Origin of the sequence: Streptomyces sp. NPDC020742 (assembly GCF_040641675.1) — a bacterium.
Classification (GTDB): domain Bacteria; phylum Actinomycetota; class Actinomycetes; order Streptomycetales; family Streptomycetaceae; genus Streptomyces.
Map to the genome: position 1 here is coordinate 139,961 of NZ_JBFAEA010000006.1, position 23,757 is coordinate 163,717.

20 protein-coding genes and 1 pseudogene are annotated in these 23,757 nt (G+C 73.1%); 10 read left to right on the top strand and 11 right to left on the bottom strand.

What is annotated here, in order from left to right; genetic code table 11:
* Positions 1–451: 451 nt before the first annotated feature.
* The 7 genes and pseudogenes from AB0G84_RS13800 to ssd form a co-directional block, all read right to left on the bottom strand.
* Positions 452–772, bottom strand: a pseudogene (locus AB0G84_RS13800) (Rv3654c family TadE-like protein); the annotation flags it as partial.
* Positions 750–1,148, bottom strand: coding sequence for a TadE family type IV pilus minor pilin (locus tag AB0G84_RS13805; protein WP_361319476.1), 399 nt, complete (start codon positions 1,146–1,148; stop codon positions 750–752). The pseudogene AB0G84_RS13800 and the gene AB0G84_RS13805, both read right to left, overlap by 23 nt.
* A complete protein-coding gene (locus AB0G84_RS13810) occupies positions 1,135–1,344 on the bottom strand; it encodes a DUF4244 domain-containing protein (RefSeq protein ID WP_361319478.1) in 210 nt (69 codons plus the stop codon). The genes AB0G84_RS13805 and AB0G84_RS13810 overlap by 14 nt, the downstream gene beginning before the upstream one ends.
* Before the next feature lie 141 nt (positions 1,345–1,485).
* The gene (locus AB0G84_RS13815) at positions 1,486–2,307 is read right to left on the bottom strand and encodes a type II secretion system F family protein (RefSeq protein ID WP_361319480.1); all 822 of its coding nucleotides are present in this window, start codon (positions 2,305–2,307) and stop codon (positions 1,486–1,488) included.
* A 67-nt stretch (positions 2,308–2,374) separates the two neighbouring features.
* Positions 2,375–3,322 (bottom strand): type II secretion system F family protein, encoded by a 948-nt coding sequence (locus AB0G84_RS13820; RefSeq protein ID WP_361319482.1) that lies wholly within the window; start codon positions 3,320–3,322, stop codon positions 2,375–2,377.
* A complete protein-coding gene (locus AB0G84_RS13825) occupies positions 3,319–4,467 on the bottom strand; it encodes a TadA family conjugal transfer-associated ATPase (RefSeq protein WP_361319932.1) in 1,149 nt (382 codons plus the stop codon). Before AB0G84_RS13825 ends, AB0G84_RS13820 begins: the two co-directional genes overlap by 4 nt.
* A 20-nt stretch (positions 4,468–4,487) precedes the next feature.
* Entirely contained in the window at positions 4,488–5,771 is a 1,284-nt protein-coding gene (gene ssd, locus AB0G84_RS13830) for a septum site-determining protein Ssd (protein ID WP_361319935.1), read from the bottom strand.
* 535 nt (positions 5,772–6,306) lie between these two features.
* On the opposite strand from ssd, the gene AB0G84_RS13835 reads away from it, so the two are divergent.
* The gene (locus AB0G84_RS13835) at positions 6,307–7,215 is read left to right on the top strand and encodes an HAD-IB family hydrolase (protein ID WP_361319484.1); all 909 of its coding nucleotides are present in this window, start codon (positions 6,307–6,309) and stop codon (positions 7,213–7,215) included.
* 380 nt (positions 7,216–7,595) lie between these two features.
* Here AB0G84_RS13835 and AB0G84_RS13840 read toward each other — a convergent pair whose 3' ends face one another.
* The gene (locus AB0G84_RS13840) at positions 7,596–8,453 is read right to left on the bottom strand and encodes an oxidoreductase (RefSeq protein ID WP_361319486.1); all 858 of its coding nucleotides are present in this window, start codon (positions 8,451–8,453) and stop codon (positions 7,596–7,598) included.
* A gap of 101 nt (positions 8,454–8,554) precedes the next feature.
* Here AB0G84_RS13840 and AB0G84_RS13845 point away from each other — a divergent pair, with 101 nt between their 5' ends.
* The 7 genes from AB0G84_RS13845 (at position 8,555) to AB0G84_RS13875 (ending at position 18,263) form a co-directional block, all read left to right on the top strand.
* The gene (locus tag AB0G84_RS13845) at positions 8,555–9,541 is read left to right on the top strand and encodes an ATP-binding protein (protein ID WP_361319488.1); all 987 of its coding nucleotides are present in this window, start codon (positions 8,555–8,557) and stop codon (positions 9,539–9,541) included.
* 321 nt (positions 9,542–9,862) lie between these two features.
* Positions 9,863–12,187 (top strand): SulP family inorganic anion transporter, encoded by a 2,325-nt coding sequence (locus tag AB0G84_RS13850; RefSeq protein ID WP_361319938.1) that lies wholly within the window; start codon positions 9,863–9,865, stop codon positions 12,185–12,187.
* A gap of 617 nt (positions 12,188–12,804) precedes the next feature.
* Positions 12,805–14,772, top strand: a complete 1,968-nt coding sequence (acs, locus tag AB0G84_RS13855) for an acetate--CoA ligase (protein WP_361319490.1) — start codon at positions 12,805–12,807, stop codon at positions 14,770–14,772.
* 246 nt (positions 14,773–15,018) lie between these two features.
* Complete coding sequence (gene nhaA, locus AB0G84_RS13860; protein ID WP_361319492.1) at positions 15,019–16,413, top strand: Na+/H+ antiporter NhaA; 1,395 nt, start codon at positions 15,019–15,021, stop codon at positions 16,411–16,413.
* 44 nt (positions 16,414–16,457) lie between these two features.
* The gene (locus AB0G84_RS13865) at positions 16,458–16,916 is read left to right on the top strand and encodes a phage holin family protein (protein WP_361319494.1); all 459 of its coding nucleotides are present in this window, start codon (positions 16,458–16,460) and stop codon (positions 16,914–16,916) included.
* On the top strand, positions 16,913–17,851 hold the full coding sequence (locus tag AB0G84_RS13870; RefSeq protein ID WP_361319496.1) for an alpha/beta hydrolase: 939 nt from the start codon (positions 16,913–16,915) through the stop codon (positions 17,849–17,851). The genes AB0G84_RS13865 and AB0G84_RS13870 overlap by 4 nt, the downstream gene beginning before the upstream one ends.
* Positions 17,852–18,065: 214 nt before the next feature.
* On the top strand, positions 18,066–18,263 hold the full coding sequence (locus AB0G84_RS13875; RefSeq protein WP_361319498.1) for a hypothetical protein: 198 nt from the start codon (positions 18,066–18,068) through the stop codon (positions 18,261–18,263).
* Positions 18,264–18,347: 84 nt separating this feature from the next.
* Here AB0G84_RS13875 and AB0G84_RS13880 read toward each other — a convergent pair whose 3' ends face one another.
* The 3 genes from AB0G84_RS13880 to nth all read right to left on the bottom strand — a co-directional run bounded on the left by AB0G84_RS13880 (position 18,348) and on the right by nth (position 21,537).
* Positions 18,348–19,547 (bottom strand): MarP family serine protease, encoded by a 1,200-nt coding sequence (locus tag AB0G84_RS13880; RefSeq protein WP_361319500.1) that lies wholly within the window; start codon positions 19,545–19,547, stop codon positions 18,348–18,350.
* 13 nt (positions 19,548–19,560) lie between these two features.
* On the bottom strand, positions 19,561–20,298 hold the full coding sequence (locus tag AB0G84_RS13885) for a CoA pyrophosphatase (protein WP_361319502.1): 738 nt from the start codon (positions 20,296–20,298) through the stop codon (positions 19,561–19,563).
* 132 nt (positions 20,299–20,430) lie between these two features.
* The gene (gene nth, locus AB0G84_RS13890) at positions 20,431–21,537 is read right to left on the bottom strand and encodes an endonuclease III (RefSeq protein ID WP_361319504.1); all 1,107 of its coding nucleotides are present in this window, start codon (positions 21,535–21,537) and stop codon (positions 20,431–20,433) included.
* 466 nt (positions 21,538–22,003) lie between these two features.
* On the opposite strand from nth, the gene AB0G84_RS13895 reads away from it, so the two are divergent.
* Positions 22,004–22,678 (top strand): Crp/Fnr family transcriptional regulator, encoded by a 675-nt coding sequence (locus tag AB0G84_RS13895; RefSeq protein ID WP_006604164.1) that lies wholly within the window; start codon positions 22,004–22,006, stop codon positions 22,676–22,678.
* A 136-nt stretch (positions 22,679–22,814) separates the two neighbouring features.
* Positions 22,815–23,657, top strand: coding sequence for a nucleotidyltransferase (locus AB0G84_RS13900; protein ID WP_361319506.1), 843 nt, complete (start codon positions 22,815–22,817; stop codon positions 23,655–23,657).
* The last annotated feature ends 100 nt before the right edge of the window (positions 23,658–23,757 follow it).

Genomic DNA, 23,757 nt, shown 5'->3' on the forward strand with positions numbered 1-23,757 from the left:
GCATCTGACGGGGACCGCAGGACGACATGCGCATCGGCCGGGGACCGCTGGACGACATGCGCATCTGACGAACGCGCGGGACGCGTACGCGGCAGCCGCCAGAGGGGCCCATAGGCGGCTGCCCGGCTCCGCATGCGCCTGCTGGGCTCCACGGGGCCGTAGCGCCTGCTGGGCTCCCACGGGGCGCCGTAGTGCCTGCCACGGCCGCGGAGACCGCCGTACGCGCCTGTCGGGCCACGGGGGCTACCCGCTGCGGCCCCGGAGCCGACGGGGCCTCGAGGCCGACGGCGCACAGGTCCGGCGGGGCCGGCGGGGCCCGCAGCCGCCGTACGAGTCCCGGTCCCGGGCAGGCCCGCCCGCTGGCCGGCCGGGCGGCACCTGGTAGATCCGGCAACGCCCCACCCCGCGCCTCCGGCCCCGCCGCCCCTCCCGCCCGCGGTGGGCCCGCGCGGGATCTGACCCGGGAGGTGAAGGGCGGGCCGGCGGCCTCGACCGTGACGTCGGCGACCGGCCCGCGCAGTGCGCAGCGCACCAGGCGGGTGTGCTGCGCGGCCGCCACCCGGCCGGCCGTCGCACAAGCCCGGGCCGGGCCCTGCCGGGCGCGGTCCGCCGCGGCCAGCGCGGCGAGGTCTGCGGCGCCGCCGGCCCGATGGCGGGCGGTGACGGCCTGGCCGAGGCCGAGCAGCGCCAGGAAGACCGCGCACAAGGCCGCGGCCGCGAAGACGGTCCACACCGTCGCCGAGCCCTCGTCAGCGCACCGTTTCTTCCGCAAGGGCCACCGCCTCCCCGCCGACCCGGACTGCGAGGTGCCCCATACCAGGCAGCTCGGACTCGACCCGTACGCGCACCAGGTCGCCCTCCCGGGCCAGCGCGATCCGCGCACCCCGCGGGGCCGCGCCGCGGGCCGTGGCGATCACCGCCGACCGGGGTTCCGCGCGGGCCGCCGCCCGCGCACCGGCCCGTGCCGCGTCCACACACTCGATTCGGGCACAGGCCGCCATCAGCCCCCAGACCAGCACCCCGACGAGCACCACCAGCACCGGCAGCACCACGGCCGCCTCCGCCGTCACGAATCCGGCGTCGCGGGACGGCCGCGGGGTGCCAAGGGCGCGCGGCCTGCTGCCGCCCCTGACGTCAGAACCCGGCATGGAGCGCCTTCTCGAACAGCGACTGCAGCAACGCCTTGACGGTCCCGCTCGTCACGACCCGGTAGAGGACCACTGCCAGGGCGCACGCCGCGAGCGTGCCCATGGCGTACTCCGCCGTGGTCATCCCCCGGTCATCGGAGGCCGCCCTACGCAGCCTCGTCCACCACCGTGCGTACCGTCCGTTCCTTCCGTTCATTCCGCTCAGACCGTTCATTCCATCCCCCGTTTCCGCCGGCCTCTTGTGCCGGTCGCTTCGCTGAACTTGGCTGATTCCCCGACCCGTTGTGCGTCCGGACTTCCGCGGTGCTCGGTCAGGTGCGGAGATCAGTTGCGGAGATCAGGTGCGGCCCAGCAGGCTCGTCGCCAGGCCGATCAGTACCGGTGCCACCCCGAGCGTCAGGAACGCCGGCAGGAAGCACGCCGCCAGTGGGAGGGTGACCAGCACCCCGGCCCGGCGAGCCCGTGCGGTGGCGGATCTGGCCTGCTCCGCGCGGAGTTCGGCGGCGATCCGGGCCACCGATTCAACGGCCGGCACCCCGGATATCCCGGCGCGCTCCATACAGCGCGCCAGTTCGCCGGCCCCGGGGAGGACGCCTAGCCGTCGCCACACCAGCGCCCCGTCACCGCCCAGCCGCAGCTCCGCCGCCACTTGGCGCAGCCGCTCGGCAACGGGCCCGTCGAGCGAACGGCCCACCGCCTCGGCCGCCTCTCGCGGCCCGGCGCCCGCCGCGAGGCAGGCGGCCAGCAGATCACCGGCGGGGGCCAGCTCCGCCCGTACTGCCGCGGAAGCCAACCGCTTCGCCTCCGCGGCCCGTTGGCGCGCCAGCCAGCGGTACGCAACGCCCGCCACGGCGAGTCCTGACAGGACACCGGGCACCCCGCCGACGAGGATGGCGACGAGGCCGGCCGCGCCCAGGGGCCCGGCCCACGCCCTCGGTCCACCGCCATCCCGCCGCGGCCGGCGGGGACCGGCCGGCCACCGCCATGGGGCGGCCCCAAGCCCCTTGCCGCTGCGGTCCGGTGCGCGGCCCCGGAGCGCCCGAGCGCGTCTGCGCACCACCCGCTCGCGCCGGGCGTCCCGTAGCAACGCCATGGTGCACAGCACCATCGCCGCCACCGCAACCGCCATCCCCAGCCTGTGGACAACTTCCACACCCATCGCCTCTCCTCCCTCTGCCCTCTGTCCCTCTGCAGCTCTGTCCCTCTGCAGCACTGCCGCTCTGCCGCTACGCGTCGTCCGCGCCGGCGACGATGCGGGCCGTCCAGACCGCGCCGCCCCACTCCAAAAGCCCCCCGGCCATCAGGCAGGCCCAGCCGGCCGGGGTGTGCAGCAGGACCCGCAGGGGGTCGGCGCCCAGAGCGCTGCCCATCAGGAGCCCGCCCGCCGGCAGCAGGGCGAGCATCAGCGCGGTGACCCGTGGCCCCGCCAACTGGGCCCGCAGGTCCTCCCGTTGGTCGCGCTGCGCGCGGAGTCCCGCCGCGATCCGTTCCAGCCCGGAGGCGAGTCCGGCGCCGCCCTCCACCGCCACCTGCCAGCACGCCGCCATACCGGTCAGCCCCTCGGCACCCGGCAGCCGGGCGGCGGCGCGCAGCGCCCCGGGAACGTCCCCTCCGTAGCGCGTGGCCGCCACCACTGCCGAGCCCGCCTCGCCGAGCCCCGGCGCGCCCACCGCGGCCAGCGCCTGGGCCGGCTGCCGTCCGGCCCGCAGCTCGCCCGCCACCGCCGCGCAGAGCCCGATCACCGCCGCGGCCCTGCGCTCCCGCGCCCGCCTAGCGCCGCGGGTGGCCAGCCACCTCCGGACCAGGACCAGGGCGACCGGCGCGGCGAGCACCGGGAGGAGCGAACCACCCAGCGCCCCGAACGCCAGCCCCGCCGGCAGGCACCAGACCTCCCGGCCGAGCCCGACCAGCCGGCCGGCTCCGCGTCCCGAACCGGGCCCCAGCGCACCCCACCCGGCCCGGTTCGGGATGCACCGCGCCACTCGCCCTCCCGGGCTCCAGCCCCGGACCCGCGCCGGCCATGCCCGCCAGCCGTGCACGGGCCCCGCTCGTTCCCCCTCCCCGGCCAGCGCCCGGGCCCGTCTCCGTACGTCGTTGCGCCCGATGGCGGCCAGCTGGATCGCGGCCGCCGCACAGAGCGCCGCGGCCGCCGCAGCCGTCCCCGCGCCGTTCACGGCCCCTCGCCCCCGCCCCGCTCGCACAGCCTCAGCAGCCGCCCCCAGCCGGGCGCCTCCTGGAAGCCGGCCGGGCTCCACACGGCGGCCGGCACGGTCACCACAAGGCCGTCGCGGTCCCGCTCCAGGACGTGGAGTTCGGCGATCCGGCGCCGTCCGGACCGGTCGCGTACGAGGTGGAGCACGACCGAGAGCGCGGCCGCCAACTGGCTGTGCAGCGCGGCCCGGTCGAGGCCGGCGGTCGAACCGAGCGCTTCCAGTCGCGCGGGCACATCGCATGCGGCATTGGCATGGACAGTGCCGCTGCCGCCCTCGTGGCCCGTGTTGAGCGCGGCGAGCAGGTCGGTGACCTCGGCGCCACGCACCTCGCCGACCACCAGCCGGTCCGGCCGCATCCGCAGCGCCTGCCGTACGAGGTCCCGCAGCGTCACCCGGCCGACGCCCTCCTGGTTGGCGGGCCGGGTCTCCAGCCGCACCACATGTGGGTGGTCCGGGCGCAGCTCGGCGGAGTCCTCCGCCAGCACGATCCGCTCGGCGGGGTCGACCAGACCGAGGAGGGTGCTCAACAACGTCGTCTTGCCCGAGCCCGTCCCGCCGCTGACCAGGAAGGACAGCCGGGCCGCGAGCAGCGCCCGAAGCAGCCGGTCGCCACCGGGCGGGACGGTGCCGGCCGCCACCAGCTCCGCGAGGCCGAAGGCGCGCGGCCGCAGCACCCGGAGGGAAAGGCAGGTCCCGCCCACCGCCACCGGGGGCAGCACGGCGTGCAGCCGGGTGCCGTCCGGGAGCCGGGCGTCCACCCAGGGGCGAGCGTCATCCAGCCGCCGACCGGCCACCGCGGCCAGCCGCTGGGCGAGCCGGCGCACTTCGGCCGCATCCCGGAAGCGGACGTCCGCCCGCTCCGGTCCGGCGCCCCGGTCCACCCAGACCTCGTCCGGCGCGGTGACCAGTACGTCGGTGACGTCGGGGGCGGCCAGCAGCGGCTCCAGCGGCCCGCTACCGACCATCTCGGAGCGCAACGCGGCCACCACCCCCAGCACTTCGGTGTCCCCCAGGAGCCGCCCCTCCGCGCGCAGTGCCACCGCCACCCGGGCCGGGGTGGGCTCCGCCCCCGCTTCGGCCAGTCGCCGGCGCACCACCTCCAGCAGGCCCCGTTCGTACGCCCCGTTCACTCCCGGCCTCCGCTCCGGCCACCCGCACGGGCCGCCCCGCCGCCCGTGCCGGTGGCCTGGCCGTCAACGTGGGCCGCCCCGCCGTCCGCCACCGCCCGTGGGCCCGGATCCTCGCCCCCGCGCGCTCGCCGCGCCGGTTCCGGTCGCTCCCCCGCGGCTCCCTGGCCGCTTCCGCCGCCCTCCCCGGCCAGTGCCCGGGCCCAGAACGCCGCACAGAATCGCGCCAGCGGTCCGCGGACCCGGGCGCCGGGCGGGACGCCGCGCGCGACGTCCGCCAACAGACCCGCCTCCCAGGGCAGTTCGCCGGCCAGCGGAAGGTCCATGAGGCGGGCGGCCTCCACCGGGGGCAGGCCGTGGCCGTGGCGGCCGGGGGTGCCGCAGGCCACCAGGCGCACGTCCCCGAGCAGCGGCTGGAGGGTGGCGGCCACCCGCTGGGCCGCCGCGAGGGCCCGCAGTTCCATGGGGACGAGCAGCAGGCCCAGGTCCACCTGGGCCAGGGCCTCCGCCGTGGCCTCGTCGATGCGACGGGGCAGGTCGACGACCACGACGCCACCCGGCCGGCGCGCCGCGGCCAGCACCGCGCGCATGGCCGGGGGAGGGATGGCGACGTCGGTCCCCCGGTCCCAGCTGAGGACCCGTAAGGAGTGCAGGCGGGGCAGCGATTCGGTCAGCGCACCGCAGGCGACCCGGCCGCGCGACTCGGCGAAGGCGGGCCAGCGGAGCCCCTTCTCCTTCTCACCGCCCAGCAGGACGTCCAGGCCGCCGCCCAGCGGATCGCCGTCGACGAGCATGGTGCGCCGGCCCGTACGGGCGGCGGTGACGGCGAGCGCGCCGGCGAGGGTGCTGGCTCCGGCCCCACCGCGGCCCCCGATGACGCCGACGGTCACGGCCGGCGGCCCGATTCCTTCGACGGCATCGGCGATCCGGTCCACCAGCCAGCGCTCGCCGTCGGGGAGGGCGAGGACCCGCTCCGCCCCGAGGGCGACGGCCCGGCGCCAGGTGGCCTGGTCGTCGGTGTCCCCACCGGTGAGGATGACGCCGTCCCGGCGGCTGGTGCCGCACAGCCGCCCCGCGCAGTCCTCGCCGACGATCACCAGCGGCGCGGCTTCCCAGGCCCCCTTGCGACCCGGCGGGCCGTGCGCCACTTCGGGCAGCGCACCGGCTGCCGCGCACAGCCGCAGCAGATCGTCGAGGAGCCGCTCGTCCTCGGTGATGAGGAGCGGTCCGCCCGGCTCGGCGCCGGTGCGGTCCGGTCGTTCCGATGGCGTGGTTCCGGCCATGTTCTTCCCCCTGTCGCTACGGGTGTCGCGCTCCGCGAACTCGCGGACTTTCACCATGCAGCGATCGGGAAATCCGAGTGGATCTTGGTCCAAATCTGTGGACAACTCCGCGCCTGTGAATATCCCCGTCACCTATTCCAGCGACGAACGGCACTTCTGGGGCACAAGAGGGCGGCGACAAGGAGACAACAGCAGGGCGGGAACGGGACAAGTGAGTGGCGCGGAAGGGCGCGGGAGGAACCCCCGGAGAGGGCTTTCGCAGAGCAGCGCAACAACTACACTGAGTGACGATCCCAAGGCGTCCGCCCGCTGGGCCCTGCGCGGGCGGGAAACGGGGCGGAGCGGCGTCCGACGGCGCAAAAGGCGCCCGGACATGCGACGACCCCCGCCGGGGGGGAGAGCGGGGGTCGTCCCCACGGCCGACTCGGGGGGGGGAGGAGCCGGACCGGGTTAGCACGGTCGCGAACGATCCGTGACTTCCATGGTGTACCCGAGAGCCTTCTCAGGCAAACCCACGCGCCACACCTTACGCCGAATGGTGGGCGCCTATGCTCACCCCGTGGAAAACCACTCCGTACCTCACTCGACTCCCCGTACTGCCGCGTTCTTCGACTTGGACAAGACCGTCATTGCAAAGTCGAGCACGCTGACCTTCAGCAAGTCGTTCTACCAAGGCGGCCTGATCAATCGGCGGGCCGTACTGCGCACCGCGTACGCCCAGTTCGTGTTCCTCGCGGGCGGCGCCGATCACGATCAGATGGAGCGGATGCGTGAATACCTCTCCTCGCTGTGCCGCGGCTGGGACGTCGCCCAGGTGCGGGAGATCGTCGCCGAGACGCTGCACGATCTGATCGACCCGATCATTTACGACGAGGCGGCCTCGCTCATCGAGGAACACCACGCCGCCGGGCGGGACGTCGTCATCGTCTCGACCTCGGGCGCCGAGGTCGTCGAACCCATCGGTGAACTCCTGGGCGCCGACCGGGTGGTGGCCACCCGTATGGTCGTCGGAGAGGACGGCCGCTTCACCGGCGAGGTGGAGTATTACGCCTACGGCCCGACCAAGGCCGAGGCCGTGCGGGAACTTGCCGATTCCGAGGGCTACGACCTCGACCGCTGTTATGCGTACAGCGATTCGGCGACCGACGTTCCGATGTTGTCGGCGGTCGGCCACCCGTGTGCGGTCAATCCGGACCGGGCGCTCCGCCGCGAGGCGGTCGCCCGCGGCTGGCCGGTCCTGACGTTCAACCGCCCGGTTCCGCTCAAGCAGCGGCTGCCGGCGCTGTCGATGCCCTCCCGCCCGACCCTCGCCGTGATGGCCGCCGCCGGTGCGGCCCTGGCCACCGCGACGCTCGTCTGGTACGCGAGCCGGCGCAAATCCACAAAGCCGCACCTCACCTCTCTTGTCCGCGCCGGCGACGCCCCCCGTATTGACCGCGTTTGAAGCCAAACGTAAAGGATCTGTAGTCCGGGGTTCCGCTTCTTCTGCGCGAGGAGTACAAAGGACTTACCGGCCCGCGAGACCAAGGACATCCGAGAGGAACACCTTTAACGCAGCAAAGTGGCCCACGGACCGACGCATGAATGTTGGGCACCCACGCGACGCCGACCCGTCGATTACGGGCCAGCCGCACCAGGTAACGGACGAAGATTCCGACCTGATGGGCAAATTTCGAGCACGCACTGGTAACCCGGCGGACATGCCAGCGGCGGTACCACCGATTGGTACCGCCGCAACCCCGTTCAGGGGCGAATGAAGCAATGCTTCCGAATTCCGGCGCCCGGCCGCACCGCGGTCCGGGCGCCGCTCGTTCGCCGGCGCCCCTACGCCGCGCCGCGCTGCAGCGCTTCACAGACCGCGGTGCTCTCCCGGACCCCGAGTTCCACCGCGCGCCCGCAGTGGGCGATCCACGCCGCGACGCCCTCCGGGGTGCCCGAGACGTACCCCTCCAGGGCGGCGAGGTAGGCCGCGCGCCCCAGCTCGGCGTGCCCGACCTCGGCGGGGCAGACCGACTTGGGGTCCAGCCCGCTGCCGACCAGCACGATCCGCTCCGCCGCCCGCGCGACCAGCCCGTTGCACGAGGCGAACGGCCGCAGCGCCAGCAGCTCCCCGTGCACCACCGCCGCGGTCACCAGGGCCGGCGCCTCGCTGCCGGCGAGCAGCAGCCGCGACAGCCCGTCCAGCCGCCCGGTGACCTCGTCGGCGCTCGGCAGCGGCAGCTCGATGAGCGGCTCAGCCACCGGTTCACCGGCCAGCCGGGGCCGACCCACGGTCTGATCCGGCGCCTCACCACCGGCCGCGACCAGATGGAGCCGCGCCAGCACCCGCAGCGGCGACTGCCGCCACACGCTCAGCAGCTGCCCGGCCTCGGCAGTCAGCCGCAGCGCCGCACCGACCGTCCGCGGCTCGCCCTCGACGCCGAAGTCGGTGCGGCGGCGGACCTCTTCGAGCGCCCAGTCGGCCCCGGAGAGCGCCGCGGAACCGCGCGCTCCGCGCAGCGCCGCCTCAGAACTGACCTCATTGCTGCGGCGCCGCATGACCCGGTGGCCGTAGACGCGGTCGACGCCCTGCCGGACGGAGTCCACGGCGTCGGCGACTCCCGGGAGCGAGGCCAGGGTCGAGAGCGGATCGGCGCTCGCTTTCGGGGGTACGGGGGGCGTCCCCCGGGAGATTCCAGCCATGGGTACGACCCTACGCACCACCAGGCCCGACCCCTCGAAGGAGTGGTCTTCTTCACGCACCCCTCTCACTCAGAGGCAGCGTCGGATTACGCTTGGTGAACATGAAGATCGCTTTCGTAGGCAAGGGTGGCAGCGGCAAGACCACGCTGTCCTCCTTGTTCATCCGGCATCTCGCCGCGGCCCGGGTCCCCGTCGTCGCGGTGGACGCCGACATCAACCAGCACCTGGGCGCCGCCCTCGGCCTCGACGAGGCGGCGGCCGCCGCACTGCCCGCGATGGGAGCCCACCTCCCACTGATCAAGGACTACTTGCGCGGCAGCAACCCCCGGATCCCGTCCGCCGAATCCATGATCAAGACCACCCCGCCGGGCGAGGGCTCCCGGCTGCTGCGGGTCGGCGAGGACAACCCCGTCTACGACGCCTGCGCGCGGACGGTCGAGCTCGACGGCGCCCCGGTGCGCCTGATGGCGACCGGCCCGTTCACCGAGGCGGACCTGGGCGTGGCCTGCTACCACTCCAAGGTCGGGGCCGTCGAGCTCTGCCTGAACCACCTCGTCGACGGCCGCGCGGAGTACGTCGTGGTGGACATGACGGCCGGGTCCGACTCCTTCGCCTCGGGGATGTTCACCCGCTTCGACTTGACCTTCCTGGTCGCCGAGCCGACCCGGAAGGGCGTCGCGGTCTACCGCCAGTACAAGGAGTACGCCCGCGACTTCGGCGTCCCGCTCAGGGTCGTGGGCAACAAGGTGCAGGGCGCCGACGACCTGGCGTTCCTCCGTGACGAGGTGGGCGAGGACCTGCTGGCGACCATGGGGCACTCCGAGTGGGTGCGCGCCATGGAGAAGGGCCGCCCGGCCCGCTTCGCCTACCTGGAGCAGGCCAACCGCCGCACCCTGGAGACCCTCCACGACACGGCCGACGCCGCCTACGGGCGCCGCGACTGGGAGCGGTACACCCGCCAGATGGTGCACTTCCACCTGAAGAACGCCGAGAGCTGGGGCAATGCGAAGACCGGCGTCGACCTGGCGGCCCAGGTCGATCCGGCCTTCGTCCTGCACGAGGGGGCGGCGGCCCCACAGCCGGCCTGACCCACCGGGCCGCGCCGGCAGATACGGCCGGCCCGGAATCCCCTCCCCGACGGCAATACGGGAATTCCGTTGGGGGACACGGGGGACTGCGGGCCATACCAAAAAGGCTCCCTTTTCATCCCATAGGTGGGCATATTTGGAGCAAATGCCGCTAAAGCCTTCTCTCGTTCTTTGCTCGTTATTACGCTCCATTTACCGATGCTTGAGAGTCACCGGACCGTCGCCCACCAGGACATCCGCCGGCCGGCTCGCGTCTTGCCGCAGTACACCGCCGCCCACGATCGCGCCCCGCGCGACCGCGTCGCCCCGGAGGAGACGGGAATGCCGCAGATCGAGAAGTCGCCGCCGCACGCATCGCAGCACACCGGGGTCCCGCCCGGACCCCGGAAGCTCCCGGAGGCATCCCGGACGACGCGGCCCGACCGGGCCGCCTGGCGCGGCGACCTCTCCGCGTCGGCCGTCGTCTTCCTGCTCGCGGTGCCGCTGTCGCTGGGCATCGCCCTGGCCACCGGCGCCCCGCTCCAGGCCGGTCTGGTCGCCGCGGCCGTCGGGGGCATCGTCGCCGGGCTGCTCGGCGGCACCCCCCTCCAGGTGAGCGGCGCGGCCACCGGCCTCCTGGTGGTCACCGGCGACCTCGTCCAGCGCTACGGCTGGCGCGCCACCTGCGCCATCACGGTGCTCGCCGGTCTCACCCAACTCGCCCTGGGGGCACTGCGCGTGGCCCGTGCCGCGCTGGCCGTCAGCCCGGCGATCGTGCACGGCATGCTGGCCGGCATCGGAGCCACCATCGCCCTCGGCCAGCTCCATGTGGTCCTCGGCGGCCGGCCCGACAACTCGGCGCTCGACAACGCCGCGGCGCTACCCGGCCAGCTGGCGCATCCGCACACCGCCGCGCTGCTGATCGGCGCCATCACCGTCGTCGTGCTGGCCGGCTGGGGACGGCTGCCGGGCCGCGCCGGGCGGTGGGCGCGGATGCTGCCCGCCCCGCTGGCCGCCGTGCTCGCCGCCACGGCCGTCAGCGCGGGGATGCGCGTACCGCGGGTGCAGCTGCCGTCCTGGCGGCTGCCGGAGCCGCCCGTGCTGCCGGAGGGATCGATTCCGGCGCTGGTCACCGCGGTACTGACGGTCACCCTCGTCGCCAGTATGGAGTCCCTGCTGTCGGCGGTGGCCGTGGACCGGCTCGCGGCCGAGCGGCCGGGCGCCCCCACCGGCCGCGCGCGGCTCAACCGCGAACTGTGCGGCCAGGGCGTGGCCAACGCCGTCTCCGGGCTGCTGGGCGGGCTGCCGGTCTCCGGGGGCGCGATGCGCGGCTCGGCCAACGTACGGGCCGGCGCGGTCACCCGCCGGGCCACCGTGCTGCACGGGGTGTGGGTGCTGCTGTGCGCCGGAGCGCTGGCCGCGGCACTGGAGCTGATCCCGCTGGCCGCGCTCGCCGCGCTGGTGATGGTCGTCGGCGTACGGATGGTGAGCTTCGCCCACATCCGGCATGTGCAGCGACACCGCGAATTCCCGGTGTACGTGGGTACCTTCGGCGGCGTGGTGCTGCTCGGCGTGCTCCAGGGCGTACTGGCCGGCATCGCGGTCGCGGCCTTCCTGGCGCTGCGCCGGCTGACCCACACCCGGGTCTCGGTCACCCAGGAGGGCGAGGGCTACCGGGTGCGCGTCAGCGGCCAGTTGACGTTCCTTGCGGTGCCGCGGCTGACCCGGGCGCTGGGGCAGGTACCGGCCCACACCGAGGTCGTCGTCGAGCTGTGCGGATCCTTCATGGACCACGCCGCCTACGAGGCGCTGCAGTCCTGGAGCGCCGCTCACCGGGCGCACGGCGGTTGGGTGACCCTCGGCGGGCGCTCGGGCCGGCCACTGGCCGAGCCGGCCGGCACGCACTCCTGCCGGCCGTGGACGCCGTGGCGCAACCACCACTGCACCCGGCCGGGCCCGGAGCTCACGGCGGCCCCGAAGAGCAGTGACGGCCAACTGCTGGGCGGCGTCAGCGCGTTCCAGCGCCACACCGCCCCGCTCGTGCGCGAGGAGCTGGCGCGGCTGGCGCGCGAGGGCCAGCGGCCCGGTCAGCTCTTTCTGACCTGTGCGGACTCCCGGCTGGTCACCAGCATGATCACCTCCAGCGGCCCGGGGGACCTGTTCACCGTGCGCAATGTCGGCAATCTGGTGCCGCCACCCGGCTCGGAGGCGTCCTGCGACTCCGTGGGCGCGGCGATCGAGTACGCGGTAGAGGTGCTGCGCGTCGACTCGATCACGGTGTGCGGCCATTCGGGGTGCGGCGCCATGGGAGCGCTGCTGAACGGGGCCGCACCGGGCGACGCGGAACCGACCCCGCTCACCCGCTGGCTGCGGCACGGCCGGCCGAGCCTCGCCCGTATGCAGCGCATCGGCAGGCTGGGGCGGGGCGAAGTCGCCCTGAGCGGACGGCCGGTGGACGACGATCTGGAGCGGCTGGCGCTCGTCAACGTCATGCAGCAGCTGGACCACCTCCGCGCGCACTCCTGTGTGGCCCGCCGGGTGGCCGAGGGCGCGCTCACGCTGCAGGGCATGTACTTCCATGTCGGCGAGGCACAGGCGTATGTGCTCGACGAGGCCGCACGCCGGTTCTGCGCGGTCCGCGGCGAGGCCGCGCCGGCCGGGGCCTGACCTGCGCGACGGCTCTCATCATCAGCCCCGGGGCCGGCCGCCAGAAGGGCCGCGCGCCGGCAGCGCGCGGCCGACGCACTACTTGATCAGCCAAAGCACGAACAGGATGGCCGTCACCAGCATCACCGCGCCCTCGATCCAGTCCGTGAGCGTGAACTGGCTCTTCTTCTCGGCGCCCCGTCCCTGATTGCCCGTCATATCCCCGTCTCCCCCTCGCGCTTCCTGTTCCCTGCCCACACTCTCACTCCCCCCCACTCGGGCACGGACGGCAGGCGGCCCTCAGGACCGCCGCGCCCGGTGCCGTGCCCGGTGCCGCGACCGTCGCACCAGGCACGGTCGGCGCCGCCCGGGGCGCCCGTGGGGCGGGCTTTGACGCCTCCCGCGCCCCCTCCCCGCGCCCTCACGGGCCGACAGACGGCGCCACCCCCGGATGCACGGAATGCGGGGAGAGCGACACGTCGATCGCCCTATCGCACCCCCTGTACCCGATCGGGCCCCAGGTGCCAGGATCGGGAGTGGGTTGACCAACCCCCCGCCACCCAAGAAGAATCCTTGATCGTTAAGCGATTGGTCTAAACCACGGGACAGGTATTTACCTGCATGTTGGGAGCCATGAAGTGAACGAAAGTCCGTCCCTCTCCAACCTGCTGAAGGAGGAGCGGCGGTTCGCCCCGCCCTCCGATCTGGCCGCGCACGCCAACGTCACGGCTGCCGCATACGACCAGGCCGCGGCGGACCGGCTGGGCTTCTGGGCGGAGCAGGCCCGACGCCTGTCCTGGGAGACCGCTCCCACCCAGACCCTCGACTGGTCCAACGCACCGTTCGCGAAGTGGTTCGCCGACGGCCGGCTCAACGTCGCCTACAACTGCGTGGACCGGCACGTCGAGAACGGCCTGGGTGACCGGGTCGCCCTCCACTTCGAGGGCGAGCCGGGCGACAGCCGCGCGATCACCTACGCCGAGTTGCAGCGCGAGGTCTCCAAGGCCGCCCACGCCCTGACCGAGCTGGGCGTACGGGCCGGGGACCGGGTCGCCATCTACCTGCCGATGATCCCGGAAGCGGTCATCGCCATGCTGGCCTGCGCCCGCCTGGGCGCCCCGCACTCGGTCGTCTTCGGCGGCTTCTCGGCGGACGCCCTGGCCACCCGCATCCAAGACGCCGACGCCCGGGTGGTGATCACCGCCGACGGCGGCTACCGCCGGGGCAAGCCGAGCGCGCTCAAGCCCGCCGTGGACGAGGCCCTGACCCGCCCCGGCACGGAGAACGTCCGCAGCGTGCTCGTGGTCCGTCGCACCGGCCAGGACGACGTCGCCTGGCACGAGGGCCGGGACGTGTGGTGGCACGAGCTGGTCGAGCGGCAGAGCGACCAGCACACCCCCGAGGCCTTCGAGGCGGAGCACCCGCTGTTCATCCTCTACACCTCGGGCACCACCGGGAAGCCCAAGGGCATCCTGCACACCACCGGCGGCTACCTCACCCAGGTCTCCTACACCCACCACGCAGTCTTCGACCTCAAGCCCGAGACCGACGTCTTCTGGTGCACCGCCGACATCGGCTGGGTGACCGGCCACTCGTACATCACCTACGGCCCGCTCTCCAACGGCGCCACCCAGGTCCTCTACGAGGGCACGCCCGACTCCCCACACCAGGGCCGCTGGTGGGAGATCGTGCAGAAGTACGGCGTGACGATCCTCTACACCGCGCCGACCGCCATCCGCGCCTGCATGAAGTGGGGCGACGACATCCCGGCGAAGTTCGACCTGTCCTCGCTGCGCGTCCTGGGGTCGGTGGGCGAGCCGATCAACCCCGAGGCGTGGATCTGGTACCGCAAGCACATCGGCGCCGACCGCACCCCGATCGTCGACACCTGGTGGCAGACCGAGACCGGCGGGATGATGCTCAGCCCGCTGCCGGGCGTCACGGAGACCAAGCCCGGCTCGGCGCAGCTGCCGCTGCCCGGCATCGCCGCCACCGTGGTGGACGACGACGCCCACGAGGTCCCGAACGGGGCCGGCGGCTACCTGGTGCTCACCGAGCCCTGGCCGTCCATGCTCCGCACGATCTGGGGCGACGACCAGCGCTACCTGGACACGTACTGGTCCCGCTTCGAGGGCAAGTACTTCGCCGGCGACGGTGCCAAGAAGGACGAGGACGGCGACATCTGGCTGCTGGGCCGGGTGGACGACGTGATGCTGGTCTCCGGGCACAACATCTCCACCACCGAGGTCGAATCGGCCCTGGTCTCGCACCCGAAGGTGGCCGAGGCCGCGGTCGTGGGCGCCACCGACCCGCAGACCACCCAGGCCATCTGCGCCTTCGTCATCCTGCGCGGCGGCGCCGCCGAGGACGAGGGCCTGGTCGAGGAGCTGCGGGCGCATGTCGCCCAGCAGCTCGGGCCGATCGCCAAGCCCAAGCGGATCCTGCCGGTGGCGGAGCTGCCCAAGACCCGCTCCGGCAAGATCATGCGCCGGCTGCTGCGCGATGTCGCCGAGAACCGCGACCTGGGCGACGTCACCACCCTCACCGACTCCTCGGTGATGGAGCTGATCCAAGCCAAGCTGCCGAGCGCGGCCAGCGAGGACTGAGCGGGCGGAGCGAGGAGGGGCACCCGGCGACGGCGTCCGGGTGCCCCTCCGCCGTACCCACCCCCCATCTCCGGCGGCCGGACGCCCGGATTGCCCGTAAAGTGAGGCCACCGGATACTCCCTGGCGGCCACCCGGTACAGTGGGGACCGCGTCAATGACGCGCTAAGAATCTCTGGGTGCGCCGGGAAGTCTGGTCGGCAACTGCCACAGCCGTACACAGCTGCCGAAAGCCGGAGGTCATCCGCGTGAGCGCCCCCACCCACCGCCGTTCCATATTCCTGGGCCGGATGCCCCTGCCCGAGCGGAACTTCATCACGGACGCCCTGCGCACCGAGACCGTCGGCGGCGTCCTCCTGCTCACCGCCGCCGTAGCCGCCCTGATCTGGGCTAACACCCTCGGCGGCAGCTACCGCGCGGTCACCGGCTTCCACCTGGGCCCGGCCTCGCTGGGACTGGACCTGTCGGTGCAGCACTGGGCCGCCAACGGCCTGCTCGCGGTCTTCTTCTTCGTCGCCGGCATCGAGCTCAAGCGCGAACTGGTCGCCGGTGAGCTCCGCGAGCCGCGGGCCGCCGCGCTCCCGGTCATCGCCGCGGTCTGCGGTATGGCGACCCCCGCGGTCGTCTACTTCCTCGTCAACTCCCTGGGCGGCGGATCGCTCCAGGGCTGGGCGGTCCCCACCGCCACCGACATCGCCTTCGCACTCGCCGTGCTCGCCGTCATCGGCACGTCCCTGCCCGCCGCGCTGCGCGCCTTCCTCCTCACGCTCGCGGTCGTCGACGACCTCTTCGCGATACTGATCATCGCGGTCTTCTTCACCTCGAAGATCAACTTTCTGGCGCTCGGCCTGGCCGTCGCCGGCCTGGCGCTCTTCTACGTGTTGCTGCGCAAGGGCGTCCGCGGCTGGTACCTCTACGTGCCGCTGGCCGTGGCCATCTGGGCCCTGATGGAGAACAGCGGGGTGCACGCCACCATCGCCGGTGTCGCCATGGGCCTGATGCTGCGGTGCCACCGCCACGAGGGCGAGAAGCTGTCCCCCGGGGAGCGCATCGAGCACCTGGTCCGCCCGCTCTCGGCCGGTCTCGCGGTGCCGCTGTTCGCCCTCTTCTCCGCGGGGGTGTCCCTCTCCAGCGGTGCGCTGCGCGACGTCTTCACCCGGCCGGAGACCCTCGGGGTCGTCCTCGGCCTGATAGTGGGCAAGGCGGTCGGGATCTTCGGCGGTACCTGGTGCACCGCCCGCTTCACCCGGGCCGAGCTCAACCCCGACCTCAAGTGGCCGGACGTCTTCGCGGTCGCCTCCCTGGCCGGCATCGGCTTCACCGTCTCGCTGCTGATCGGCGAGCTGGCGTTCGCCGACAGTCCGGCACTGGCCGCCGAGATCAAGGCGTCGGTGCTGGTCGGCTCGCTGCTCGCGGCCGTGCTCGCCGGCGTCCTGTTGAAGATCCGCAACGCCAAGTACAAGAAGCTGTGCGAGGACGAGGAGCGGGACGAGGACCAGGACGGCATCCCCGACGTCTACGAGCTCGACAACCCCGCGTACCACCTCCGGATGGCGGCCATCCTCGAAGCCAAGGCCGCCGAGCATCGGCGGCTTGCCGAACTGGCCTCCGGCGCGCACGCCGGAGACGATGGTCCGGCATGATCTGAGAGGCTTTGCATCCTGGTGACGAGATGAGGGAGACGGCGATGAGCGCAGCCGACGCGGGCGGGGAGCGCAGCCTCGGGCAGCTGGTGGCCTCGGCCACCGCCGAGATGTCCGCACTGGTGCACGACGAGATCGCACTGGCCAAGGCGGAGCTGCGGCAGGACGCCAAGCGGGCGGGCATCGGCAGCGCCGCGTTCATGGTGGCGGGCGCGCTGGCGCTGTTCGCCCTGCCGGTGCTGAGCTTCGCGGCGGCGTACGGCATCCACAACCTCGGCCTCGGGCTCGCCTGGTCCTTCCTGATCGTGGGCGGCGCCTTCCTGGTGCTCGCCGGGCTGCTGGCGCTGATCGCGATGGCCAAGATGAAGAAGATCAAGAAGCCGGAGCGGTCCCTGAACTCCGCCAAGGAGACCGCGGCGGTGCTGCAGAAGGCCAAGCCGCACCCCCGCGTGGCGGCGAAGGAACACCCGGCGCTGGAGTCTGTGACACGCTCATCGGTATGACAGCTCCTGACAGCACCGCCTCGGTCGTACGGATCGACGTCCCCGGCGGGAGAGCGGTGGCGCACCGCGATGTCGCAGCCAACGGTGCCCGCTTCCACATCGCGGAGATGGGCGACGGCCCGCTGGTGCTGTTGCTGCACGGCTTCCCGCAGTTCTGGTGGACCTGGCGGCACCAGCTGCCGGCGCTCGCCGAGGCCGGCTTCCGCGCGGTGGCGATGGACCTGCGCGGTGTCGGCGGCAGCGACCGCACCCCGCGCGGCTACGACCCGGCGAACCTCGCGCTGGACATCACCGGCGTCATCCGGTCCCTGGGCGAGCCGGACGCCGCGCTCGTCGGCCACGACCTGGGCGGCTACCTGGCCTGGACGGCGGCCGTGATGCGACCCAAGCTGGTGCGCCGGCTGGCGGTGGCCTCGATGCCGCACCCGCGGCGCTGGCGCTCGGCGATGCTCGCCGACGTACGGCAGAGCACCCAGAGCTCGCACATCTGGAGCTTCCAGCGGCCCTGGCTGCCGGAGCGCCGGCTGACCGCGGACGACGCGGAACTGGTGGGCCGGATGATCCGGGAGTGGTCCGGTCCGCAGCTTCCCGACGACGAGACGCTCGCGGTCTACCGGAGGGCGATGTCCATCCCCTCGACGGCGCACTGCTCGATCGAGCCGTACCGCTGGATGGTGCGGTCCATGGCCCGCCCCGACGGCATCCAGTTCAACCGCCGGATGAAGATGCCCGTACGGGTCCCCACCCTCCATCTGCACGGCTCACTCGACCCGGTGATGCGCACCCGCAGTGCGGCAGGGTCCGGCGAGTACGTCGAGGCGCCCTACCGCTGGCGGCTCTTCGACGGTCTGGGGCACTTCCCGCACGAGGAGGACCCGGTGACGTTCACCACCGAGCTGATCAACTGGCTGAAGGACCCCGAGCCGGACCGCTGAGCGGCCCTGTGGCCGGGGCGCACGCCCCTCGCGCCACTGACTGCCCCGTACCCCGCCCAGGAGCGCACGAGCCGGCTCACCGACTCCCGCGGACGCCCGCCCCAACTCCCTTGTCCGAACGTTCGTATGACGAACGGCCAATTGCCCGGCGCATAGGCCAATTGGCGGTCCGAACGGCGATTACGGACCTTGGGCCCCGGGCAGAGTCGAGGGTATGGGCTGGACGCACGACTACCGTGACGTGGCACGCAACCGCCGCAGCAGTGCCGCTGCAGTGGGTACCCAGGACAGGGGCACCCCGGATCTCGGATCCGGCGCTTCCCCCGATCCGGCGCACCCGATGGGCATCCCGCATATCCTGCGCCGCAGAGCGCGCTGGATGAGCGCGCGCCTGCGCCATCCCCGCAGCTGAGCCGCGCCGCCGGGCGCGGGAGGCGGGCCTTTCGCGCCGTACGCGCCCCGCGGTCCCGCGCCGCCGCAGGCCGCCCCGGACACCTCAGATCGCGCAGCCCTGGCTGTCGACCTGCTGCTGGGCGCTGCGCCCCTTGAGGACGTCCTGACGGACCTCATCGGCGGTCAGCGCATAGCCGGTGTGCGAGTCGTCCAGCGACTTCGCGAAGACGACCCCGTAGACCTCACCGTTGGGGGTGAGCAACGGGCCACCGGAGTTGCCCTGCCGGACCGTGGCGTAGAGCGAGTAGACATCGCGGCCGACCGTGCCGCGGTGGTAGATGTCCGGACCGTTGGCCTGGATGCGGCCGCGGATGCGGGCCGCGCGGACGTCATAGCCGCCGTTCTCCGGGAAGCCGGCGACGATGGCGCTCTTCCCGCTGGTCGCGTCCGCGCCGGTGAAGCGCAGCGCCGGGGCGTTGAGCGACGGCACGTCCAGGACGGCGATGTCGCGCTGCCAGTCGTAGAGCACGACCCTGGCGTCGTACGTACGGCCCTTGCCGCCCACCTGGACGGTCGGCTCGTTGACCCCGCCGACGACATGGGCGTTGGTCATCACACGGTGCCGTCCGAAGACGAAACCGCTGCCTTCGAGGACCTTGCCGCAGCTGGGAGCCGTACCGACGACCTTGACGATGCTGCGCTCGGCCTGCGCCGCGACCGGGCTGGCGGCCAGCCGGGGGTCGGGCGCCGGGACGCTGTGGATGGGCTCGTTGGAGAACGGCGTGAAGACTTGCGGGAAGCCGTTCTGCGCGAGCACCGACGAGAAGTCCGCGAACCACGTGCTGGCCTGCTGGGGCATCACCCGGGAGACCCCGAGCAGCACCTTGGAGTTCCGGACCTCCTTGCCGAGCGTCGGCAGGGACGTGCCGGCCAGCGCGGAGCCGATCAGCCAGGCGACCAGCAGCATCGCCACGACGTTGACCAGCGCGCCGCCGGTCGCGTCCAGCGCTCTCGCCGGTGACCAGGTGATGTGGCGGCGCAGCTTGTTGCCCAGGTGCGTGGTGAGCGCCTGGCCCACGGAGGCGCAGACGATCACGATGGCGACTGCCCCGATTGCTGCGAAGGTGCCGGGGGTGGCATCGCCGGTGACCTCGTTCCAGATCACGGGCAGCACATAGACCGCGATCAGACCGCCTCCGAGGAAGCCGATCACGGACAGGATGCCGACGACAAAGCCTTGCCGATAGCCGATGATCGCGAACCACACGGCCGCGACCAGCAGCAGAATGTCCAGGACGTTCACGCCGGACACCGTCTCACGAGCGCCAGTCGAGCGGGACCTGCTTGTCACGGTCCCACGGAATCTCCCACCCCGCGTAGTGCAGGATCCGGTCGATCACCCCGGCGGTAAAGCCCCAGACCAGGGCGTTCTCCACCAGGAATGCCGGGCCGACGTGACCGCTGGGATGGCGCGTTGTCACACGATGGGCGGGATCGGTGAGATCTGCCACCGGAACCGTGAAGACCCGTGCGGTCTCCGCCTGGTCCACCGCTCCGACCGGGGTGGGCCGGCGCCACCAGCCCAGGACGGGCGTCACGACGAAGCCGCTGACCGGGATGTAGAGCCGCGGCAGCACTCCGAAGACCTGCACACCGGACGGGTCGAGGCCGGTCTCCTCCTGGGCCTCGCGCAGGGCGGCCCGGACCGGACCTGGCCCCTCCGGGTCGCCGTCCTCCGGGTCGAGGGCGCCGCCGGGGAAGGAGGGCTGGCCGGCGTGGGAGCGCAGGGTGCCGGCGCGCTCCATCAGGAGCAGCTCCGGACCGCGGGGGCCATGACCGAAGAGGATCAGCACCGCGGACTGCCGGCCGCCGCTCTCGGGCGGCAGGAAGCGGCTGAGCTGGCGCGGCTCAATGGTGCGGGCCGCGCGGGCCACCGGGTCCAGCCATCCGGGCAGGCCGTCGTCGGTGACCGTGTCCTGGCCGGCCGCGGCACCGGACGCCGCCCCGCCCAGGCCCGTCTCCTCGCCGTACTGCTGCTCCCGTGCACTCCTCATACGCGCCCCCTCAGGCCTGGCGTCGATCGTGGGTCTGCTGGGGCCCGTCGTCCCCTCGGGGCCGCTCCGCCCTCCGGGGGCGGGTCCGGCGGATGCGCACCGCAGGGCCCTCCGGGGGCGTCACGGCTGCGGTCATCCGGCGCTCGCCGAGGACGCCAGCGGCGGGGCGGGCTGCCCCGGATAGTCGGCCGGCGGCTTGAGCCGCTGTCCTGGCTGCCCGCCCAGCTCGTACTTCAACAGCTTCCTGGCCTTCTCCGGGTCCGTCTCGCCCTCGCCGTACGAGGGGCAGAGCGGGGCGATGGCACACGCGCCGCAGGCGGGCTTACGGGAGTGGCAGACGCGGCGGCCGTGGAAGACCACGCGGTGCGAGAGCATCGTCCAGTCGCTCTTGGGGAAGATCGCCGCCACATCGGCCTCGACCTTCTCCGCGTCCTGCTGGTCCGTCCAGCCGAAGCGGCGCGCCAGCCGGCCGAAGTGCGTGTCGACCGTGATCCCCGGGACGCCGAAGGCGTTGCCCAGCACCACATTGGCGGTCTTGCGGCCGACCCCGGGGAGCGTGACCAGATCCTCCAGCCGGCCCGGCACCTCGCCACCGAAGCGGTCGCGCAGCGCCGCGGACAGCCCCAGCAGCGACTTCGCCTTGGCCCGGAAGAAGCCCGTCGGCCGGATCAGCTCCTCCAGCTCCTCGGGCGGCATGACGGCCATGTCCTCGGGGGTCGGGCAGACCGCGAAGAGGCGCGGCGTGGTCTGGTTGACCCTCAGGTCGGTGGTCTGGGCGGACAGCACCGTGGCGACCAGCAGCTCGAAGGGGTTGGTGAAGTCCAGCTCCGGGTGGGCGTACGGATACAGCTCGGCCAGCTCACGGTTGATCCGCCGGGCCCGCCGCACCATGGCGGTGCGCGACTCGGGCTTGCGCGCGGGGGCCTTTGCGGCGGGGGCAGAGGGAGCCGCGGTCTTCTTCGCGGCGGTCTTCTTCGCGGCGGTCTTCTTGGTCACCGCCTTCTTGGCGGCGGTCTTCTTGGCTGCTGTCGTCTTTGCGGACGCCTTGGTGGCGGCGGTCTCGGGTGCGGCCGTTTTCTTGGCAGCGGCAGCCTTCTGCGCCGCCGCCTTCTTGGTGGCGGACTTCTTCGCCGCGGCCTTCTCGGCCGCCGTCGGCTTCTCGGGGGTCTGGTGCACGGCGGCCTTCTTCCCTGCTGAGCTCTTGCCTACCGGGGTCTGTGTCCCCACCGGGGTCCTCATCGCGTCCCCCACGGGGTGCGCGCCGGGGATCTCCTGGTCGCGGGCTGCGGGGCCATGGGCTGCGGGGTCGTAGCGTCCGGGCGGTTCGGGTACCGCCCCGCAGGCTGCGAACGGCAGCCCATCCGGACGGCCGGCTTCCGCCCGCCCCTCACCCCGGAGGGCGATTTGCTACTTTTATCCGAATGAGGCATCCCGCTGGACGTCTGTTCGCCCACAGCGGAATCGCGTCCTGCGCTCACTCGTTCGGCCCCCCAGTCCTCTGCTCTCACCGGCCTATTGGACACTCGGCCAGACTAAGGCCACCCACTGACATCCGGCTTGATCACTGTGATTCGTGACCCCAATCGGCCCCCTGCCTTATGGCGGAGAGCACCGGTCCGGCAAACTTGTGATTGATCGCACTGTTTTGCATTCCGGCATGATGGGGACCACAGTCCCCCGGAGCATGTCGACAAGGAGAGATCTCGTGGACGACGTTCTGCGGCGCGCACCGCTCTTCGCGGCGCTCGATGACGAGCAGGCGGCCGAGCTGCGCGCCTCGATGGGAGAGGTCACGCTCGCCCGCGGCGACGCCCTGTTCCACGAAGGGGACCCCGGCGACCGCCTCTACGTGGTCACCGAGGGCAAGGTGAAGCTGCACCGCACCTCCCCCGACGGGCGGGAGAACATGCTCGCCGTCCTCGGCCCCGGAGAGCTGATCGGCGAGCTCTCCCTGTTCGACCCGGGCCCCCGTACGGCCACGGCCTCCGCCCTCACCGAGGTCAAGCTGCTCGGCCTGGGCCACGGCGACCTCCAGCCTTGGCTGAACGCCCGCCCCGAGGTGGCAACGGCCCTCCTCCGCGCGGTCGCCCGCCGGCTGCGCAAGACCAACGACCAGATGTCCGACCTGGTCTTCTCCGACGTACCGGGCCGTGTGGCGCGCGCCCTGCTCGACCTGTCGCGCCGGTTCGGCGTGCAGTCCGAGGAAGGCATCCACGTCGTCCACGACCTGACGCAGGAAGAGTTGGCCCAGCTGGTCGGCGCCTCCCGCGAGACGGTCAACAAGGCGCTCGCGGACTTCGCGGGCCGCGGCTGGCTGCGCCTGGAGGCGCGCGCCGTGATCCTGCTGGACGTCGAGCGGCTGGCCAAGCGCTCGCGCTGACCCACCCGCACGCAGTCCCGGTGAAGGGCCCCGCTCCGGCGGGGCCCTTCACCTTTGCCGCGCGGATGTCGCCCCCGGTTCCTGCCGCGCGGTTATTGCCGCGCGGGGCCGGCGGCCGACTCGCCATAGTGGCGGCATGAACGGCAACGGGGGCACGCGAGCGGGCACCGGCCCGGGACTCGACCGGGACGGCTGCTTCGTACGGGAGGGCGCCCTGTCCCGGGTGCCAGCCCCCTTCGCGCCCGTTGTGGCGGACCTGAGCGCCCGGCTGACGGACCACTTCGGCCCCGACCGCCTGCACAGCAGCTACCTCTACGGCAGCATCCCCCGCGGCACCGCGGTCCCCGGCGTCTCCGACCTGGACGCGCTGCTCGCCCTGCGGGACGAGCCGACCGACGCCGACCGGGCCGCGGCCCGCACCGTCGAGGAGGGGCTGAACGCCGCCCACGGGCAGATCGACGGCGCCGGGCTGCTGCTGTTCGGCGTCGACCGGCTGCTGAGCGAGGCGGAGCGCCATGACCTGGGCTGGTTCGTGGCCTGCCTGTGCACCCCGCTGAGCGGCCCGGACCTCGCCGTGCGGCTGCCCCGCTACCGGCCCACCTCGCTCCTCGCCCGCGAGACCAACGGCGACCTCTTCGTCAGCCTGCCCGATCTGCGTGACAGGGCGGCGGCCGCCACCACGGAGGCCGAGCGCATCCGGCTGACCCGGGGCGTGGCGCGCCGCCTCGTCCGCACCGGCTTCACGCTCGTGATGCCGCGCTGGGGCGGCTGGACGAGCGATCTCGACCAGTCGGCCAAGGTGTTCGGCCACTACTACCCGGCGCACGCCGAGCAGATGCGCGCCGCGGCCCGCGCCGCCCGGACGCCCGCCGCGTACCCGGAGCTACTGGACGAGCTCCTCGCCGTCCTCGCCCCCTGGCTGGCCGACGAATACCTCGCCGTCCACGGGGCGAAGGCGCCCCGCCCACAGCCTCGCTGACGGAGCCTCGCGGCGGTCCGGGGGACAACAGCGGGTCGGGGGGACGACGGTGGGTCGGCGGCGGGTCGGGGGCCGGGGGCGCGGCCGGTGCCGCTCAGTC

What these genes read in the sequence shown, in the direction of transcription:
- AB0G84_RS13805 (WP_361319476.1), bottom strand. Translation starts at nt 1,148, where the DNA reads ATGCCGGGTTCTGACGTCAGGGGCGGCAGCAGGCCGCGCGCCCTTGGC.
- AB0G84_RS13810 (WP_361319478.1), bottom strand. Translation starts at nt 1,344, where the DNA reads ATGAACGGAAGGAACGGACGGTACGCACGGTGGTGGACGAGGCTGCGT.
- AB0G84_RS13815 (WP_361319480.1), bottom strand. Translation starts at nt 2,307, where the DNA reads ATGGGTGTGGAAGTTGTCCACAGGCTGGGGATGGCGGTTGCGGTGGCG.
- ssd (WP_361319935.1), bottom strand. Translation starts at nt 5,771, where the DNA reads ATGGCCGGAACCACGCCATCGGAACGACCGGACCGCACCGGCGCCGAG.
- AB0G84_RS13835 (WP_361319484.1), top strand. Translation starts at nt 6,307, where the DNA reads ATGGTGGGCGCCTATGCTCACCCCGTGGAAAACCACTCCGTACCTCAC.
- AB0G84_RS13840 (WP_361319486.1), bottom strand. Translation starts at nt 8,453, where the DNA reads ATGGCTGGAATCTCCCGGGGGACGCCCCCCGTACCCCCGAAAGCGAGC.
- AB0G84_RS13845 (WP_361319488.1), top strand. Translation starts at nt 8,555, where the DNA reads ATGAAGATCGCTTTCGTAGGCAAGGGTGGCAGCGGCAAGACCACGCTG.
- AB0G84_RS13850 (WP_361319938.1), top strand. Translation starts at nt 9,863, where the DNA reads ATGCCGCAGATCGAGAAGTCGCCGCCGCACGCATCGCAGCACACCGGG.
- AB0G84_RS13865 (WP_361319494.1), top strand. Translation starts at nt 16,458, where the DNA reads ATGAGCGCAGCCGACGCGGGCGGGGAGCGCAGCCTCGGGCAGCTGGTG.
- AB0G84_RS13870 (WP_361319496.1), top strand. Translation starts at nt 16,913, where the DNA reads ATGACAGCTCCTGACAGCACCGCCTCGGTCGTACGGATCGACGTCCCC.
- AB0G84_RS13875 (WP_361319498.1), top strand. Translation starts at nt 18,066, where the DNA reads ATGGGCTGGACGCACGACTACCGTGACGTGGCACGCAACCGCCGCAGC.
- AB0G84_RS13885 (WP_361319502.1), bottom strand. Translation starts at nt 20,298, where the DNA reads ATGAGGAGTGCACGGGAGCAGCAGTACGGCGAGGAGACGGGCCTGGGC.
- nth (WP_361319504.1), bottom strand. Translation starts at nt 21,537, where the DNA reads ATGAGGACCCCGGTGGGGACACAGACCCCGGTAGGCAAGAGCTCAGCA.
- AB0G84_RS13900 (WP_361319506.1), top strand. Translation starts at nt 22,815, where the DNA reads ATGAACGGCAACGGGGGCACGCGAGCGGGCACCGGCCCGGGACTCGAC.